The organism is Kitasatospora sp. NPDC088742 (assembly GCF_055584905.1).
Genome location: NZ_JBVJLD010000048.1, coordinates 53,226 through 70,195, shown reverse-complemented (window position 1 = coordinate 70,195; position 16,970 = coordinate 53,226). Strand labels below are relative to the sequence as shown.

Sequence of the window (16,970 nt, the reverse complement as noted above, 5' to 3'; positions counted from 1 at the left end):
CCCCCGACCCAAGCCCGCCGCAGGCGACCCCACCCCACCGTCAGCCGATCGGTTGACCCCCTCCGCCGCCGAGCCGGGTGAGGATGGGAGCGTGAGCGAGACGAGTGGTGCGGAGCGCGGCGGCGTACGGCTGACAGTGGTGATGTACGGCGCGTTCCTGCTGCTGCTCGGCGCCTCCCTCACCCGCTACCTGCTGCGCCACGGCGACAGCGGCCGGGCCGGCTGGGTGATCGGCCTGAGCGTGGCCCTGGCCCTCGCCCAGCTGCCCGAACTGCGCCGGGGCGGCCGCGCGCTCCGGATCGCCCGCCTCGCGCTGGTGGCCGGCCTGTGGACCGTCCTGGTGCTGCTCGCGCCGAGCTTCGCCTGGTGCGCCGTCCCGCTGATCTACACCGCGCTCCGCACCCTCCCGGCGAGGGCCGCCGTCCCCCTGGTGGCCGTGCTGACCGGCCTGGTGATGTACGCCGAGCAGCAACTCGCGGACGGCATCGACCCGGTGACGCTGCTCGCCCCGCCCGCCGTGGCCGGCCTGGCCACCGTGGTCTTCCTCCAGATGGAGCGTCAGGCCGAGCGCCAGCGCGCCCTGATCGCCGATCTGGTGTCCACCCGCCGCGCCCTCGCCGAGACCAACCGCCGCGAGGGCGTCCTGGCGGAGCGTCAGCGGCTGGCCATCGAGATCCACGACACCCTGGCCCAGGGCCTGTCCAGCCAGCAGATGCTGCTCCAGGCGGCCGACCGGGTCTGGGACACCGACCCGGCCACCGCCCGCACCCATGTGCACACCGCCGCCTCGATCGCCGCCCGCAGCCTCGCCGAGGCCCGCCGCTTCGTCCGCGACCTGACCCCGGCCGACCTGGCCGACGGCGCCGGACTGGACCAGGCGCTGCGCACCCTCGCCGACCGGGAGGCGGCGGAGAGCGGTCTGACGGTCCGTTGCCATCTGGAGGGCACCCCGATCCCGTTGCCGGACGCCGTCCGCAGCGCGCTGCTGCGGATCGCCCAAGGCGCCCTGGCCAACGTCCGCGAACACTCCGGCGCCCGCACCGCCGCGCTCACCCTCACCTACCTCGGCGACCAGGTGGTGCTCGACATCGGCGACGACGGCCGCGGCCTGCCGCCGGTCCAGCAGGGCAAGGACGACGACCCGTCCCGGGGCCACGGCCTGCCCGCGATGCGGGCCCGGGTCCGCCAGCTGGGCGGCACCCTGACCGTCGAGTCCGCCCCTGGCGAGGGCACCGTGATCACCGCCGCCGTTCCGCTCGAACCCTCGTGACGACGACCACCGGAGGACCCATGAGCAGCACCACCACCCCCGTCCGCCTGCTGGTCTGCGACGACCACGCGGTGGTCCGGGCCGGACTGCTGGCCCTGCTGGGGAGCGCCCCCGACATCGAGGTGGTGGGCGCGGCCGGCAGCGGCGAGGAGGCCATCGCGCTGGCGGCGAAGCTGGAGCCGCAGGTGGTGCTGATGGACCTCCAACTGGGCGACGGGATCGACGGGGTGGAGGCCACCAGCCGGATCGCCGGGCGGCCCGGGGCGCCGTACGTACTGGTGCTCACCACCTACGACACCGACGCCGACATCAACCGGGCGATCGCCGCCGGGGCGACGGGCTACCTGCTCAAGGCGGAGCGCCCGGAGGAGCTGTTCGCGGCGATCCACGCCGCCGCCGAGGGACGCACCACGCTCTCGCCGCCGGTCGCCTCCCGGGTGATGGCCCAGCTGCGCACGCCCGTGCCCCAACTCACCGACCGCGAACAGGAGATCCTCGCCCAGCTGGCCCAGGGTCTGGGCAACCGGGAGATCGCCCGCGCCCTGTTCATCAGCGAGGCCACCGTGAAGACCCACCTGGGCCGGATCTACGACAAGCTCGGTGTGGACACCCGCTCCGGCGCGGTCGCGGTCGCCAAGGAACGCCGCCTCCTGCGCTGAACGCTCCGCTGAGCCGCTCCGCGGTCCGCTCCGCGAAGCGGAGCAGGGGCGCGGGGAACTGCGCGCTGCGGAAGGCTACCGACCCGTGTGCCGGGTACGGACGCTCACTTGCAAGTGAAACTCCGTACCCGGCACACGGGTCTCGTTCTTCCGATTCGCGCAGTTCCCCGCGCCCCTGTCCCGCCCTCCGGGGCGGCTGCCTCAGAGGCGGTCGAACAGGTCCCCCACGCAGCGGTGGGCGTCGGCGAGGGCCCGGTTGGGGCCGCCGGGTGAGGGCACGTAGTGGTTGTAGAAGGTGGCGCCCTCGCAGAGCGGGCCGAGCACCCAGAGCCGGTCGTCCACCGTGCCGTCGGCGCCGATCGGCTGGTTGCCGCGGGTGACGTCCACGCCGCGGCTGCTCGGCGAGGACGGGCGGTGCCGCCGGATCCGGCCGCTGTCGCGGAGCTGGCCCAGCAGCGGGCTGGCGGTGCGCTCCACGTCGGGCTGGCCGGAGGTGGCCAGGCAGAGCCAGTCGACCCACTCCCGGTGCGGGGTGGCCAGCTCGGTGGAGGAGACCACCCAGCCCACGCCGTCCCACTCCACGTTCGGTGCCGGGCCGAACGGGATCTGCACGATCCCGGCCTCGACCAGCGCCAACAGCTCGGCGTGCCGGTCGAGTTGGGGACCGGTGACGTTCCGGTTGAGCACTCCCGTGTAGAAGCCGTAGAACTCCTCGTGGGACTTCTCCTCCAGCCCGCCGAAGTCCACCGCGTAGCGGATCACGTCCCGCAGATCGCGGAGCACCTCCAACGCGGACTTCACCGGACTGCCGGCCAGGCCGAGCCGGGCCTGTGCGAGGTCCTGGGCGATCCGGTCCAGGTACCAGGCCTGGTACGCCTCGTGGTCCTCGGTGCCGCCGACCGGCGGGTGCAGCAGTCCGACCGGGTCGAACTCGCCCTGCTCGCGGTCGAGCCGGTCCAGCTCGGCGCCGATCCGGCCGGCCACGTGGGCCTCGCGCAGCGCCCGCTCGACCACCGACTCCAGCTCCTCGCCGCCGCCCAGTGCGGCGGTGCGGCGGTGGAAGGCGATCCGCATCTCGGTCAGGATCAGCGGCTCGACCTGCTCGTGCAGGTCCAACTCCTGCCTGTCCGCGCGTAGTTGGTCGATGGCCTGCCGGGTGAAGGCGATCGGCAGGTAGCCGCCGCTCCGGTTGTTCTCCGGGCGGGCCCGGAACGGCAGCCCGGTGCGGGAGTAGAGCAGGATGCGCGGCTCGCGGCCGCTCGGCAGGTAGCAGCGCCGGCCGTCGGGGCCGGGCACGTGCTCCCCGCCGCGGCCGACGGTGAGCGCGGCCAGCGCGTCCATCGCGGACAGGCCGGTGCCGCCGAGCGCGACCGTCTGGCCGGCCTCGATCCTGGCCAGCCGGGTGGGCAGCGGGTAGATCTCCCGCAGGTACCGCTCGCTGCCCGGGCCGGGGGCCGGCTCCGACGGCGGGGTGTGACCGGTGGTCAGGAAGACGTGGTCCACCTCGACCCGGCGGCCGTCGTCCAGGGTGATCGAACGCCCGCCGTCGGGGCCGTCGCCCAGGGCGATCGCGGTGGCCCGGTGCAGCTCCACCGTGACGTGCTCGGGAGCCCGGGCCAGGGTCCGGCGCAGGCACCAGCCCAGGTACTCGCCGAGGATCCGCCGCGGCAGGTAGTCGTCCGGGGCGACCGGGCGGCCGAAGGCGCCGAGGGTGAAGCCGTCCTCGCCCAGCCGCAGGCTGCGGCCGGTGGCCCAGGTGTACAGGTCGGTGCCCCGGTCCACCACCGCGTCGCCGACGGTGGCCTCCTCCGGGAAGTGCGAGACCTGCGCGGCCACGGTGTTCAGCAGCAGGTAGTCCGGCTGCTCCGGGTCGTGCAGTCCGCTGCCGTCGCCGACCGGGTCCACCAGCTCGACCCGGACCGGCCGCCCGCCCCAACTCTCCTGCGAGGCGAAGGTGATGATGCGCTCCAGCACCCCGAGCCCGCGCGATCCGAGCCCGATGACGCCGATCCTGGCCTCCGCCGTCGTCCCCTTCGCTACCACCGCTTGGTCTCCCCGAAGAAGTCGGCGATCTCGACCGCCTGTCCGGACAGTTGGGCCTCCTGGTGCACGAACCTGCCGACCGCGAGGTCCAGCACCCCGAGGCCGAAGGGCGAGAAGATCACCGGCTTGTCGTCGCCGACGACGGCGTCCCCGTTGATCACCTGGGCCAGCGTCCCGGTGACGAAGTCCCGGTTCCCGACGAGCTGTTCGGCCAGGTGCGGGGAGGTGTTGGCCTTCATGCAGTGCTCGATGTCGTCCAGCACGTTGTACGAGCCGAGGACCAGCTCCGGGGCGATGTCGCGCAGCGAGATGTTCAGCACCAGCTGGCCGGGGGCGAAGCTGTCCGGGGCGGTCACGTAGGGCTCGCCCGCGGTGGTGGCGAAGACCACCAGGTCGGCGCCCTTGAGCACCGGGGCCAGCTCGGGGGCGAACTCCGCCGCCCAGCCCAGCTCGCCCGCCGTGTACTCCACCAACGCCTCGCCGTACTGCGGGAGTTGGTCGTGCACCTGGACGGTGCCGAACTCCCACTCCCGGGCCTGGAAGAACTCCAGGATGTTCCGGGCGATGATGCCCGCACCGACCACCACGACCCGCTCGGCCCGGCGCCCGCCGGACAGCACCTCGGCCGCCAGCACCGCCGAGGCGGCGGTCCGGGCCGCGCTGATCTGCGAGGCCTCCAGCACCGCGTACGGGTAGCCGGTGGCGTAGTCGTTGAGCAGCAGGGCGGCCGAGGCGCGGGGGATGCCCTGCTCGATGTTGGCCGGGAAGCTGCTGATCCACTTGATGCCGGCCACGTCCTGGCCGCCGCCGAGGTAGGCGGGCAGGGCGATGATCCGGGCGTCCGGCTTCTCGGGAAAGCGCAGGAAGTAGCTGTCCGGGTTGACCGACTCACCGGCCTCGTGGGTCAGGTAGGTCTCCCGGACCTGCTCGACGATCCGGGGCCGGCTCCGGCCGATTATCTCCCTGGCGGCCTTGCCGCCGATCACGCTGAACTCGAACACGCTGCTGCTCCTTGCCACTTGGGCACTGGGGAAAGGTCGGGGGAAGGTTCGGACAGGGGAAGGGTCGGGCACGGGAAAGCGCGAAAGGCTTCAGTGGTGCGCCGGGGCCGGGGTCTCCAGGACGTCGCCGAACCGCTCGGTCACCCACTCGTCGTCGTAGACGGTGCCGAGGTAGCGCTCGCCGAGGTCCGGTCCGATCGCCACCACCGTTGCGCCGGGCGGGAGTTCGAGCCGCTTGCGGTCCACCGCGGCGAGCACCGAGCCGGTGGAGCCGCCCATCGCCAGGCCGCGCTCGGCGGCCAGCCGGCGGCACATCCGGACGGCCTCGGCCTCGGGGACCAGCACCACCTCGTCCACCCCGTCCGGGCGGAGGATCTCCGGGCGGCGGCTGGTGCCCAGGCCCGGGATGTGGCGGCGGCCGGCCGGGTGGCCGAAGGTCACCGAGCCCTCGGTGTCCACCGCGATGATCCTGGTCAGGGGCGAGTTGGCGCGGAACCACTGCACGCAGCCCATCAGGGTGCCGGTGGTGCCGGCCCCGACGAACAGCACGTCCACGTCGAGGAACTGCTTGCCGATGGCGGCGGCGGTGCGCTCCCGGTGGGCGGCCGGGTTGGCCGGGTTGGCGTACTGGTTCGGCCAGACCAGCTCCGGGTCCTCCAACAACCGCTCCTGGATGAGGTCGATCCGGGACTGCAGGTAGCCGCCGTTGGCGTCCCGGCGGTCGACCAGCTCGACCTCGGCGCCGAAGGCCCGCATCAGCCCGATCGACTGGACCGAGGTGTTCGGGTCGATCACGCAGGTGAACGCGTACCCGCGGGCCGCGCAGACCGAGGCCAGCGCGATCCCGAGGTTGCCCGAGGAGGACTCGATCACCCGGCCCCCGGGGCGCAGCACCCCACGGGCCTCGGCATCCTCCAACAGGCCCACCGCGGCCTTGAGTTTGATCGATCCGGCCGGGTTCAGGCCCTCGATCTTCAGGGTCAGGTCGACCCCGGGCACGAAGCCGCCGAGGTCCAGGAAGAGGTCGTCGAGCACTATCTCGTGGGCATGCCGAAATAACATCACGGAACCTGTCAGGTAGGAGAGTGGGGTGCGGACAGGTGCGGGGAGGGAGCCGGCGGCCGTGACCGGCTCAGCAGCCCGTCATCCTGACGACCTGCCAGCTGTCCGCGACCGGCGCTCCGGCGGTGTCCAGCAGCAGCGCCGAGCGCTCCCGCACCGCCGCGGCCAGGTCGGCCCCGGTCACCCCGGGGCGGTCGGTCAGGGCACCGGCCAGCGCGGCCAGTGCGGCCCGGACCCTCGGGGCCCGGCCACCGGCCGGGCGGCAGAGCAGCGCCCCGGCCGCGGCCGTACCGGCCAGCCGGGCGAACTCCGCCAGTTCACAGTCGTCGGGGAAGGCCAGCTGCCCGGTGTACCCGGACTCCCTGAGCCCCCTTGCCAGTTCGGCCGCCCGGTGGAACCGCGCGGCCACCACCACGGTGCGCAGCGAGGACGGCACCGGTCCCACCGGGCCGACCGTACGGACCGGCCTGCCGGGCGAGTCGGCCCCCAGCAGATGGACCCCGAGCCGGTAGCCGTACGCGCTGCCGTCGGTCAGCACCCCGACCCCGGCGGCGCCCAGCGAATCCAGCGCCGCCAGCAGGGCCTTGGCCTGACCGGCCTCGTCCGGCGCCCAACTCAGCGCCAGCGGCCGCCCGTCGGGCCCGCCACCCGGGTGTCCCGCACCCGCCGGCAGAGCCGTCACCGGCAGCAGACAGGGCAGCCCCGCCGCCCGGTAGAGCGGCAGCGCGGCCGCCGCGCCCCGGCTGCCCAGGTGGCCGACCACGGCCCGGTACCCGCCGCTCTCCACCACCTTGCGGGCCACCCGCCGGGCCCCGTCCAGTGCCGCCGACTCGTCGTGCAGCACCCAATCGATCGCCGGTCCGGTGCCGCCCCTGGCCACCGCCCGCAGCGTCCGGCCCCAGGCGGCCCGGGGGCCGGTGGCCGGCAGCACCAGTGCGATCCGGGGGCCGCCCACCGGGCCGCCCGCTCTCGCGAACTCCATCCGGGCTAACCCCAGATCGCCGAGGACCGCACCGGCTCCGCCAGCTGCGCGCCGGCCAGCAGGACGGTGCTCAGCAGCAGCCCGGCCAGGACCAGCACGCGTCCGGCACCGGACGTGCCGGTCGGGCCGGAGGTACCGTGCTTCTGACCGAGAACGGCACCCAGTAGGTCAGTTCGCCACATGACAACGCCTCCTCGTCGGACCATTCGTCAGGGAATCCGGCCTGTTCAGCGCCGTGCGCCTGCCGGTACGTCAATCCTCGCCCGCCACCGCGACTTGGAACAGTACGTACGCCTTTCCTGTACAGGCCACGACCGGTCGCGGACACTTACTCAGGTGATCCAGCAGAGCGCTCAGAAGGCGGCCACCCCGCCCCACCAGCGCCGGACGGCCGACCGGGACAGGCGGCCCACCGGCGCCGACCAGTCCTACTCCCCCCTCGCCGAGGACTACGGCACCCTGACGGCGGCCCTGGCCGAGGACAGCACCACCATGGCCGACGCCCGCGAGATCTACCGCCGCGCGCTGGCCGACCCGGAGTGGGACCCGTCCCCGGCCCGGGCCCGGCTGGGCTGGGACGACGACCGCTTCGTCCGGGCCATCGAACTCCTCGACACCATGGGCCTGTTGGCCCCGGCGGCGACCACCCCCAGCGGCTGGACCACGCTCTCGCCGACCAGCGCGATCGGCCGGCTGCTGGCCGACGAGGAGCAGCGCGTCGCCACCCGGCTGGCCGAGGCGGCCGCCGCCCGGCAGACCCTGGCCCGGCTGCTGACCGACTTCCACCCACTGCACGCCGACCAACTCTCGGGCGCCGCAACCGAGTTGGTGATAGGCCCGGCCCGGGTCACCGCCATGCTGGAGGACGTCGTCCGGCGCGCCCGCTCGGACTTCCTCTCCTTGCACCCCGGCCCCCCGGTGGCCCGCGAGATGCTAGAGGCCGGGCTCTCCCGCGACAAGCTCCTCCTGGAGCGCGGCGTGACCATCCGCTCCGTCCACCTCGGCTCCTCCGCCGCCACCCCCGCCCTCCACGGCTACCTCGCCGAACTCTCCTGGGCCGGGGCCAGGGTGCGCACCGCGCAGACCCTCCCCATGCGGATGATCCTGGTCGACGGCTCCCTGGCCGTCCTCCCCGCCCCCGCCGTCCCGGACGAGATCGCCGCCCTGGTGGTCCACGGCGAACAGCTCGTCGCGGTCTTCCGCCAGCTCTTCGAGCACTGCTGGTCCCTGTCCGCCGACTTCGCCCCCACCCACACCGGCCCCACCGCGCCCGACCCGGACCTCACCGAGCGCCACCACGAGATCCTCCGGATGCTCGCCTCCGGCCTCACCGACGAAGCCATGGCCCGCCGGCTCGCGGTCTCCGAACGCACCGTCCGCCGCCTGGTCGCCGAGATCACCCAACGCCTCGGCGCCGACAGCCGCTTCCAGGCCGGCGTCATCGCCACCCAACTCGGCTGGCTCGACCAGACCATCCCGGCCCCGGCCCGCCCGAGGCCCTGAGCCGGACCTCCCGATCAGTGGTACCCGGTCATCCAGGCGGACCTACGCCGCAGACGCATCGCCGATGCCCAACTCTCCGGCATCGGCGAGAAGTTGAAGGCCGACCTGCGGACCAGGGGCATCGTCACGGCGGCGGACTTCACCGGCTACCGGCTGGTGAGCTCCACCAGTGGTGGCTACCAGAACACCCGGGCCCTCATCACACTGCCGACCGGCCAGGAGGTGAACGTCCGCGGCATCGGAGAGGCCAAGGCGAGGACGCTGGCCAACTGGCGGCAACGCCAGATCCAGGCGGCCGAAGCCCGTTGTACGGTCTCGCTCCCGGCAGCACGGCGACAGAGCATCGAAGCCGGGTTCCAGCAGCGCCGGCAGCAGCTCACCATCCAGCGGAACACCGCCACGGCGGACGCTGCCCAAGCCGTCCTCCAGGCCGACCAGAAGCTGCGGATGGATCTGGACCGGCTGACCTCGGACGCGACCGCCGCCTCCGAACGGGCACTCAAGAAGCGCGAAGAGTTCAGCCACCGCGCCCTGCGGATCCAGAACGCCCACCACGAACTGGCCGCCATCGAAGCCGCGATCGCCACGGCCAAGGCCGACCAGCGCGCGCTCTCCTACTCCCGTTTCTTCCGCTTCTCGCTCACCGGGCGGTAGACAGGACCCCGAGCGCGGCAGTGCCCCGGCCGGAACACCGGCCGGGGCACTGCCATCCTCCGAGGTGTCACCTCGTGTCGGGTGGGCCGCCAGGGGTTCGAACCCTGAACCTACGGATTAAAAGTCCGCAGCTCTGCCAATTGAGCTAGCGGCCCGTTCGGCCCGCGCCACCGTGGTACCTGGGCACTGCCACGGTGATCCTACCCGGTGATGCCTCAGCGGCCGCCACCCGTTTGCCCCCGGGCGGTTCGCGCTGGTGGTCCGTCAGGTGGCTGGTCGGGAAGGGGGTCAGGCGGGGGTGAGGTGGGCGGCGCGGACGCGGCGCAGCCAGGCCTCGGCGGGTGCCTCGTCGGGCGCCTCGGGGAGGACGCCGGGGCGGGCGAAGCGGTCCTCGGCGTCGGAGAGCAGGGGGGTGGCCAGCGAGGCGTCGTCGGCGATCCGCTCGGCCTCGGCGCGGACGGCCTCCGGATCGGGCAGCCGGATCTCCAGATGGCCGGTCTCGTGCAGGGTGACGCCCTGGCGGACCAGCCGGATCAGGTGGCGGGCGTGCTTGGCGGCCCGGGCGCGGCTCGCCGCGTCGGCGGGGTCACGGGTGGTCAGTTTCCGGAACTGCTGGGTGGCGTAGCCGAGGTAGGAGTTGCGGACCGCGCGGGTGCTCAGGAAGGAGGTGCGGATGCCGATCAGCTCCTCGCCGAGGGCAGTCCGCACCTCGTGCAGCTCCTCGGGCAGCCAGACCAGCTCGGAGGCGGTGGGGTTGCCGCCGAGGGCGAGGCGGCACCACTTGGCCGCCTCGTGCAGGGTGCGGTCGGGCGCGGTGGTGACGTGCGACTCGGCGGGGCGGTGCAGGCCGTGGAACTCCTCGGTGGGCGCGGCGAACAGGCCGAGCCGGTCGAGGTCGGAGCCGGCGTGGGCCAGGCCGTACGCGGTGGAACCGACGATGCCGGAGAGCAGGACGTGCACGGTGGGTCGCCTCCTCGGCGGCGGGGTGCGGGCCAGTCCAGTCTGGTGTCGGCCCGCACCCGGAGTCGAACGGTTATCCGAGGCCCCCGGAGACGACGGCGCAACCCGCCCGGCCCCCGGAGGCGGGCGGCGCGACCCGCCCGGACCCCCGCTCCCGGCCGCCGCCGGGCCGCGCGCCGATACTGACCCCATGGCCAACCCCGAGCCCCCGCCCGCCCCGATCGAGAAGCTCCGTGCCTGGTGGTCCCACCGGCAGTGGCTGGACGGGACGCGTGCCGGTGCCGCCCCCGCCGAGGTGCTGGCCGCCACCGGCTGGGCCCGCTCGGTCGGCGGCGCGGCCCCGTACCTGGGCCTGTTCGCCCGGGCGGGGCTGGGCCGGGAGGCGGTGGACGGGGCGGTCGCCGCGCTGGAGCTGCACGAGCTGCCCTCCGCCCGGGGCTGCACCTACGTGCTGCCCGCCGCCGACTTCGCGCTCGGCCTGGCCGCCGGCGCGGGCGCCCCGGATGGCGAGCTGGCGGCGGCCGAGCGGCATCTGGGCGTGACCAGGGACGAGATCGAGAAGCTCTGCCTGGCGATCACTCAGCTCCTCACCCAGGAGGGACCGTTGGAGCCGTCGGCAATCCGCACCGGGGTCGGCGGCGCCTCCCGGAGCCTGGGCGAGGCGGGGCGCAAGCGCGGCCAGGCCACCACCCTGCCGCTGGCCCTCGGACTGCTCCAGGCGCGCGGCCTGATCCGCCGGGTGCCGCTCAACGGCCGTCTGGACCAGCAGCGTTACTCCTACGCCGCCTGGGACCAGCCGGTGGTCGGCTCGGCCGCCGAACTGGCCGAGCGGTACTTCGCCTGGGCCGCCCCGGCCTCGGTGAAGCACTTCCGCTGGTTCTCCGGCTTCACCGCCGCCACCGCCAAGGCCGCGCTGGCCCCGCTCGACCTCACCCCGCTACCCGGCACCGAGCTCCTCCTCCCCGCCGAACTCGCCGCGGAGTTCAAGGAGTTCACCGCCCCGGCCACCCCGCACCACACCCTGCTCGCCGGGATCGACAACATCCACCTGCTGCACCGCGACCTCCCCCGGCTGCTCGACCCGGCCGACGCCGCCCGCCCCTCCCCCACTGCCAAGGGCGGCCGCGTCTTCGGCACCGAGGCCGACCCGCAGAGCCACGTCATCCTCGACCGGGGCCGGATCGTCGGCATCTGGGAGTACGACACCGAGCGGGAGGAGATCGCGCACCTGTCCTTCGTCCCGGCCGACGAGTCGCTGCGCGCGGCGGTCGACCGCACCGAGCGCTTCATCCGTGAACAGCTCGGCGACGCCCGGGGGTTCAGTCTGGACTCGCCCAAGAGCCGGGCCCCGAAGATCGCCGCCATCCGAGCCGCAGCAGCCGCCGCCGCAGCGGCCTCGGCCTCGTCCGCCGGCTGACTCCGCCTGCTGACCCCGCCTGCTAACCCCGCCGACCGCCCGCACCCGCCCGATGGACTACCGTCGCCCCATGAGCGACGAGAACGTGATCCTGATCACCGGCGCCGGCCGTGGCATCGGCGCCGCCACCGCCCTGCTGGCCGCCGAACGCGGCTACCGGGTCTGCGTCAACTACCGCTCCGACGAAGCCTCCGCCGCCTCCGTGGTCGAGCGGATCACCGCCGCCGGCGGCACGGCGCTGGCCGTCCGGGCCGACGTCACCCGCACCGCCGAGGTCGAGCGGCTCTTCACCACCGTCGACCGCGAACTCGGCGCCCTCACCGCCCTGGTCAACAACGCCGGCACGCTGGAGCAGCAGTGCCGCCTCGAAGACCTCGACGAGGAGCGGCTGGCCCGGATCTGGACCGCCAACATCACCGGCCCGTTCCTGTGCGCCGGCGCCGCCGTCCGCCGGATGTCCACCCGGCACGGCGGCCAGGGCGGCGCGATCGTCAACGTCTCCTCCGCCGCCTCCCGGACCGGCTCGCCCAACGAGTACGTCGACTACGCCGCCTCCAAGGGCGCCCTGGACAGCATGACCACCGGCCTCGCCCTGGAGGTCGCCGCCGAGGGCATCCGGGTCAACGCCGTCCGCCCCGGCCTGATCCACACCGAGATCCACGCCCTCGGCGGCGAACCCCGCCGGGTCGACCGGGTCGGCCCCCAGCTCCCGATGCGCCGCGGCGGCCGGCCCGAGGAGGTCGCCGAGTCCATCCTGTACCTGCTCTCCCCCGCCGCCTCCTACGTCACGGGCGCCTTCCTCGACGTGGCCGGCGGCCGCTGAGCCCCCGCCCCTCCCGGCCCCTCCCCACCGCGGCCCGCACCCGGATAGCACCGCTACCAGGTGCCGTCCGGCCGCTACGGTACGACCCATGACCGCTCGTGAGTTCGACGCCGCCCCGCCCGCCCTCACCGTCTCCGACGTCCGCAACTTCCGCGACGCAGGCGTCGCCGGCCTGCGCCCCGGCCTGCTCTACCGCTCCGCCTCCCTCAACACCCTCACCCCCGAGGGCGCCCGTCAGCTCGAAGCGCTCGGCCTCCGCACCGTCATCGACCTCCGCACCACCGCCGAGCGCGCCGCCTGGCCCGACCTCCACCACCACCTCGACCTCGAGGACCTCCACCACCCCCTCCTCCCCGACCAGGACGCCGACTTCACCTGGCCGAAGACCATGGAGGGCACCTACCGCGCGATGGCCGAACTCGGCGGCCCCTCCATCGCCGCCACCGTCCGCCACCTCGCCACCGCCGACGCCCGCCCCACCCTCGTCCACTGCGCCGTCGGCAAGGACCGCACCGGCCTCACCATCGCCGTCCTCCAGTCCCTGGCCGGCCTCCCCGAAGCCGAGATCCTCACCGACTTCGTCCGCTCCAACCCCCACCTCGGCCTCGACACCGACGAGCCCGTCTACTACTACGACGAGCACGGCACCCGCCACCGCTCCCACCCCGTCGCCCCCGAACTCCTCCACCTCGCCCTCACCCACCTCCGCACCACCCACGGCTCCCTCCCCGCCTACCTCGAATCCCACGGCGTCACCTCCGCCGAACTCACCACCGTCACCGCCCTGCTGCGCGGCTGACCCGGACGGCCGGGCACCCGCCCCGACCGCCGGACGTTGAACCGGCGTACCCCCTTCCAGGACCCAGGAGTTGAGCGGCATGGCGAAGTTCCCCACCAGCACGGCGGTCGCGGCGGCCGGTCTGATCGGCGGCTACGGGGCGGCCCGGTGGAGCGGGCGGCGGGAGCTGGGCGGGGCGGTGCTGGCGGCGGCCGGGGCTGCTGCGGCCGTGGGGTGGAAGCGGCAGTCCGGGGCCGCGGTGGCGGCCGGGCTGACCGGGCTGTACGTGGTGGCGTTCGGCGGCTCGCACCCGTTGGCGAAGAGGATCGGGGCCTGGCCGTCGGTGTTCGCGGTGACCGGGGTGGTGGCCACCGCCTCGGTGGTGGCCGGGGCGGTGGCCAAGCGCGGCTGACGGAGGATCAGGCGCCGAACCGGGCCTCGAAGGCGGTGCGGTTGGCGGAGACCGGGGTGCGGTCCCAGACGGCGAAGACCACTCGGGTGAAGGGGGCGCCGTGGGTGGCCAGGGCCTGCTCGAAGGCGGTGGCGACCTCGGCCGGGTCGTTGCCGAAGACGCCGCAGCCCCAGGCCCCGAGCACCAACTCCCGCACCCCGTGCGCCGCCGCGACCCCGAGCACCCGCCGGGCCCGCTCCACCAGCACCTCGCGCACGTCCACCCGCCCGCCCTCGGCCCGCCGCGCCAGCTGCCCGGCGTTGGGGGCGGGCGAGGTGAGGAAGGAGACGGTGTACGGGTCGGGCCGCAGCGTGCCCTGCGCGTCCCGGATCACCGGCACCTCGGGCGACCAGATCACCCGGTGGCTGTAGCGCAGGTCGTCGGAGGCCCGGTGCGCCTCGTAGTAGTCGGGGGCGGCCAGCAGGCAGTGGTAGAGCAGGGCGGCCCGGCAGAGGTCCTCCTCCTGGGCGCGGGCGCCGCGCAGGTAGCCGCCGCCGGGGTTGCGCGCCGAGGCGAAGTTGAGCACCGCCACCGGGCCCCCGCCGCCCGGTACGGAGAGCCGCTCGGCGGCGGCCATGCTGCCCTCGGCGGTCACCTCCACCACCCCGGTGAACGGCCCCTCCCCCGCGAAGCCCTGGTCCGGCCCGTACGAGACGGTGCCGGCCCGCGCGGCCGCGAGCGCCGCCCCGGTCTCGACGTCCTCCCCGCTCCCCGGCGGCCGGTACCCGCCCTTCGCGGCGATCTCCTCGTTCACGACGGCGACTTGGTGCAGTCTGCTGCTCATACCGCCCGACGCTAGGGGACACCTGACCCGCCGTCACCCGGATATACGCGAACGGGCCCGCCCCACCGAAGTGGAGCGGGCCCGTTCAGGGTCTAACCGGCGTCAGCTCTTCCAACGCGGCTTGCGGTCGCCGCCGTTGAAGCTGCCCGAGCGGTTGTCGCGGTCGCGGTTGAAGCCGCCACCCGAGCGGTTGTCACGGTCGCCGCCGAAGGCCGGACGGCTGCCGCCACGGTCGTCACGGTTGAAGCCACCCTGCGGACGGCCACCGGCGCGGTGGTCGTCGCGGCGGACGAACGGACGGCTTCCGCCACCCGAGCGGTTGTCACGGTCGCCACCGAAGGACGGACGGTCGCCACCGAAGGAACGGCCGCCGCGGTCGTCGCGGTCACGGTTGAAGCCGCCACCCGAACGCTCGTCACGGTTGAAGCCACCCGAGCGGTTGTCGCGGTTGAAGCCGCCACCCGAGCGGTTGTCACGGTCGCCGAAGGACGGGCGGCCGCCACGGTCGTCACGGTTGAAACCACCCGAGCGGTTGTCACGGTCGCGGTTGAAGCCGCCACCCGAACGCTCGTCGCGGTTGAAACCACCGGTGCGCGGGGCGCGGTCGCGGTCGCCGCCGAAGGAACGGCCACCACGGTCGTCACGGTCGCGGTTGAAGCCGCCACCCGAGCGGTTGTCACGGTCGCCGAAGGACGGGCGGCCGCCACGGTCGTCACGGTTGAAACCACCGGAACGCGGGGCGCGGTCGCGGTCGCCACCGAAGGAACGGCCACCACGGTCGTCACGGTCGCGGTTGAAGCCACCACCACGGTTGTCGCGGTCCCGGTCACCGTAGGAGGGACGCTCGTTGCGCGCCTCGCGGTAGGCCGGGGCGCGGTCGGCCTCGACGGCCGGAGCGGCGGCGGCCTCAACGACCACGCCCTCCGACGCCTCGCCGGCCTCGGCCTCGGCCTCGACGACCGGCTCGTCCTCGATGCCCAGCTCGGCCCGCTCGCGCGCCGCACGGGCGGCCAGACGGTCGGCCTCCTCGCGCAGCTCGTTGGCGCGGCGCTGCGCGCGCTCCAGCTGACGGGTCATCTCGGCGACCTCGCGCTCGGCCGCACCGGCGATGCCGGAGGCCGACTCGGCCTGCACCTCGACCAGCGAGCGGGCGCCGGTGATCTTGGCGACCTCGGCGTCGAAGGCGTGGTCCAGGATGTGGCGCGAGGCGTCCACGCCCGCGTCCTCCATCAGGCGGAAGACGCCGCGGCGCTGGTGCGGCAGCACCAGGGTGACGACGGCACCGGAGCGGCCCGCGCGAGCGGTCCGGCCGGAGCGGTGCAGGTAGTCCTTGTGGTCACCGGCCGGGTCCACGTTGAGCACCAGGTCGATGCCGTCCACGTGGATGCCACGGGCGGCGACGTCGGTGGCGACGACCACGTTGACGTAGCCGTCCTTGAAGTCGCCGAGGACGCGGGTACGGGCGCCCTGGGTCATCCCGCCGTGCAGCGCGTCGGCCTTCACGCCGGCCTCGATGAGCTGCTCGGCGACCCGGTCGGCACCCATCTGGGTACGGACGAAGATGATGGTGCGGCCCTTGCGGGCGGCGATCGCGTTGGTGATCGGCGCCTTGTCCTTGGGCTTCACCACGAGGATGTGGTGGGTCATGGTGGTGACCGCGCCGGCCGACGGGTCGACCTCGTGGGTGACCGGGTTCTTCAGGTAGCGCTTGACCAGCGAGTCGATCTCGTTCTCCAGGGTGGCGGAGAACAGCAGGCGCTGGCCGCCGGCCGGCACCTGGTCGAGGATCTCGGTGACCTCGGGCAGGAAGCCCATGTCGGCCATCTGGTCGGCCTCGTCGAGGACCACGGTCTCGACCTCGGCGAGCTTGGCGCTGCCGCGGTTGATCAGGTCACGCAGACGGCCGGGGGTGGCGACCAGGACGTCGACACCGCGCTCCAGCGCGTAGATCTGGTTCGACATCGAGGTGCCGCCGCAGACGACCTTGAGCTTGAGGCCGAGCACCGAGCCGAACGGCTCCAGCGCGTCGGCGACCTGCATGGCCAGCTCGCGGGTCGGCACCAGGATCAGGCCGCGCGGGTGCTTGGGCTTGGTGCGCTCGCCGCCCGCCAGGCGGGTCAGCAGCGGGAGGCCGAAGCTCAGGGTCTTGCCGGAGCCGGTGCGGCCACGGCCGAGGACGTCCTTGCCGGCCAGCGCGTCCGGGATGGTGGCGGCCTGGATCGGGAACGGGGTGGTGACGCCGCGCTTGGCCAGCGCACGCACCACGTCGTCGTGCAGACCGAGGTCACCGAAGGTGATGGTGGGCTCGGCGGGAGCCTCGGTGTCCGCCTCGACGGTGTCGACCGTGTCGATGGCGTCGTCGGGGGTGTCGATGGAGTCGGTGGCCTCGACCTCGGTCTCGAGGGAGGCGGTGTCGGAGGCGTCCGAACCGTTCGCGGGCATGCTGAAGCGGTCGTCGTCAACGAGAGACATGCAAAACCTTCCGGAAGTGGCACGCGCCAAAGTCCGGGGTTCTGTTCACAACCGCCTCTATGCGGTCAGCCACGGATCGCCGGAACGCGCCAAGGGCGCCAGATGGAAATA

At 73.9% G+C, this 16,970-nt stretch carries 16 protein-coding genes and 1 tRNA gene; 8 read left to right on the top strand and 9 right to left on the bottom strand.

From position 1 onward, the window contains the following. Nucleotides 1-91 precede the first annotated feature (91 nt). Both ACZ6ZR_RS30145 and ACZ6ZR_RS30140 read left to right on the top strand, forming a co-directional pair. Nucleotides 92-1,270 (top strand): sensor histidine kinase, encoded by a 1,179-nt coding sequence (locus tag ACZ6ZR_RS30145; RefSeq protein ID WP_465647675.1) that lies wholly within the window; start codon nucleotides 92-94, stop codon nucleotides 1,268-1,270. A 20-nt stretch (nucleotides 1,271-1,290) separates the two neighbouring features. Then, nucleotides 1,291-1,929, top strand: a complete 639-nt coding sequence (locus ACZ6ZR_RS30140; RefSeq protein ID WP_465647673.1) for a response regulator — start codon at nucleotides 1,291-1,293, stop codon at nucleotides 1,927-1,929. A 201-nt stretch (nucleotides 1,930-2,130) separates the two neighbouring features. Here the strand turns inward: ACZ6ZR_RS30140 and ACZ6ZR_RS30135 are convergent, their stop codons facing one another. The 5 genes from ACZ6ZR_RS30135 to ACZ6ZR_RS30115 form a co-directional block, all read right to left on the bottom strand. Further along, complete coding sequence (locus ACZ6ZR_RS30135) at nucleotides 2,131-3,972, bottom strand: FAD/NAD(P)-binding protein (protein ID WP_465647671.1); 1,842 nt, start codon at nucleotides 3,970-3,972, stop codon at nucleotides 2,131-2,133. After that, entirely contained in the window at nucleotides 3,966-4,973 is a 1,008-nt protein-coding gene (gene sbnB / locus ACZ6ZR_RS30130; RefSeq protein WP_465647669.1) for a 2,3-diaminopropionate biosynthesis protein SbnB, read from the bottom strand. Before sbnB ends, ACZ6ZR_RS30135 begins: the two co-directional genes overlap by 7 nt. 90 nt (nucleotides 4,974-5,063) lie before the next feature. Next, entirely contained in the window at nucleotides 5,064-6,035 is a 972-nt protein-coding gene (sbnA, locus tag ACZ6ZR_RS30125) for a 2,3-diaminopropionate biosynthesis protein SbnA (protein WP_465647667.1), read from the bottom strand. Nucleotides 6,036-6,105: 70 nt separating this feature from the next. Next, nucleotides 6,106-7,017, bottom strand: a complete 912-nt coding sequence (locus ACZ6ZR_RS30120; protein WP_465647665.1) for an ABC transporter substrate-binding protein — start codon at nucleotides 7,015-7,017, stop codon at nucleotides 6,106-6,108. Nucleotides 7,018-7,022: 5 nt separating this feature from the next. Continuing rightward, nucleotides 7,023-7,199 (bottom strand): hypothetical protein, encoded by a 177-nt coding sequence (locus tag ACZ6ZR_RS30115; RefSeq protein ID WP_465647663.1) that lies wholly within the window; start codon nucleotides 7,197-7,199, stop codon nucleotides 7,023-7,025. A gap of 154 nt (nucleotides 7,200-7,353) precedes the next feature. On the opposite strand from ACZ6ZR_RS30115, the gene ACZ6ZR_RS30110 reads away from it, so the two are divergent. Both ACZ6ZR_RS30110 and ACZ6ZR_RS30105 read left to right on the top strand, forming a co-directional pair. Next, nucleotides 7,354-8,520, top strand: coding sequence for a helix-turn-helix transcriptional regulator (locus tag ACZ6ZR_RS30110; RefSeq protein ID WP_465647661.1), 1,167 nt, complete (start codon nucleotides 7,354-7,356; stop codon nucleotides 8,518-8,520). A gap of 93 nt (nucleotides 8,521-8,613) precedes the next feature. Continuing rightward, a complete protein-coding gene (locus tag ACZ6ZR_RS30105; protein WP_465647659.1) occupies nucleotides 8,614-9,174 on the top strand; it encodes a hypothetical protein in 561 nt (186 codons plus the stop codon). A gap of 82 nt (nucleotides 9,175-9,256) precedes the next feature. Here the strand turns inward: ACZ6ZR_RS30105 and ACZ6ZR_RS30100 are convergent. Together ACZ6ZR_RS30100 and ACZ6ZR_RS30095 are read right to left on the bottom strand one after the other, a co-directional pair. Next, nucleotides 9,257-9,329, bottom strand: a tRNA-Lys gene (locus ACZ6ZR_RS30100). Between the two features lie 133 nt (nucleotides 9,330-9,462). Then, nucleotides 9,463-10,134: a DNA polymerase beta superfamily protein gene (locus ACZ6ZR_RS30095; protein WP_465647657.1), complete on the bottom strand. Its 672-nt coding sequence runs from the start codon at nucleotides 10,132-10,134 to the stop codon at nucleotides 9,463-9,465. 190 nt (nucleotides 10,135-10,324) lie between these two features. Here ACZ6ZR_RS30095 and ACZ6ZR_RS30090 point away from each other — a divergent pair, with 190 nt between their 5' ends. The 4 genes from ACZ6ZR_RS30090 (at nucleotide 10,325) to ACZ6ZR_RS30075 (ending at nucleotide 13,564) form a co-directional block, all read left to right on the top strand. Next, complete coding sequence (locus ACZ6ZR_RS30090) at nucleotides 10,325-11,551, top strand: DNA glycosylase AlkZ-like family protein (protein ID WP_465647655.1); 1,227 nt, start codon at nucleotides 10,325-10,327, stop codon at nucleotides 11,549-11,551. A gap of 70 nt (nucleotides 11,552-11,621) precedes the next feature. Continuing rightward, nucleotides 11,622-12,374 carry an SDR family oxidoreductase gene (locus ACZ6ZR_RS30085; protein ID WP_465647653.1) on the top strand — a complete coding sequence of 251 codons (753 nt, stop codon included), beginning with the start codon at nucleotides 11,622-11,624 and terminating at the stop codon, nucleotides 12,372-12,374. Between the two features lie 88 nt (nucleotides 12,375-12,462). Beyond that, nucleotides 12,463-13,173 carry a tyrosine-protein phosphatase gene (locus ACZ6ZR_RS30080; protein ID WP_465647651.1) on the top strand — a complete coding sequence of 237 codons (711 nt, stop codon included), beginning with the start codon at nucleotides 12,463-12,465 and terminating at the stop codon, nucleotides 13,171-13,173. A 79-nt stretch (nucleotides 13,174-13,252) separates the two neighbouring features. Continuing rightward, complete coding sequence (locus ACZ6ZR_RS30075) at nucleotides 13,253-13,564, top strand: hypothetical protein (RefSeq protein WP_465647649.1); 312 nt, start codon at nucleotides 13,253-13,255, stop codon at nucleotides 13,562-13,564. A gap of 7 nt (nucleotides 13,565-13,571) precedes the next feature. Here ACZ6ZR_RS30075 and ACZ6ZR_RS30070 read toward each other — a convergent pair whose 3' ends face one another. Next, nucleotides 13,572-14,387, bottom strand: a complete 816-nt coding sequence (locus tag ACZ6ZR_RS30070; protein WP_465647647.1) for a TIGR02452 family protein — start codon at nucleotides 14,385-14,387, stop codon at nucleotides 13,572-13,574. A 102-nt stretch (nucleotides 14,388-14,489) separates the two neighbouring features. Beyond that, nucleotides 14,490-16,859, bottom strand: a complete 2,370-nt coding sequence (locus ACZ6ZR_RS30065) for a DEAD/DEAH box helicase (protein ID WP_465647645.1) — start codon at nucleotides 16,857-16,859, stop codon at nucleotides 14,490-14,492. Nucleotides 16,860-16,970: the final 111 nt, after the last annotated feature.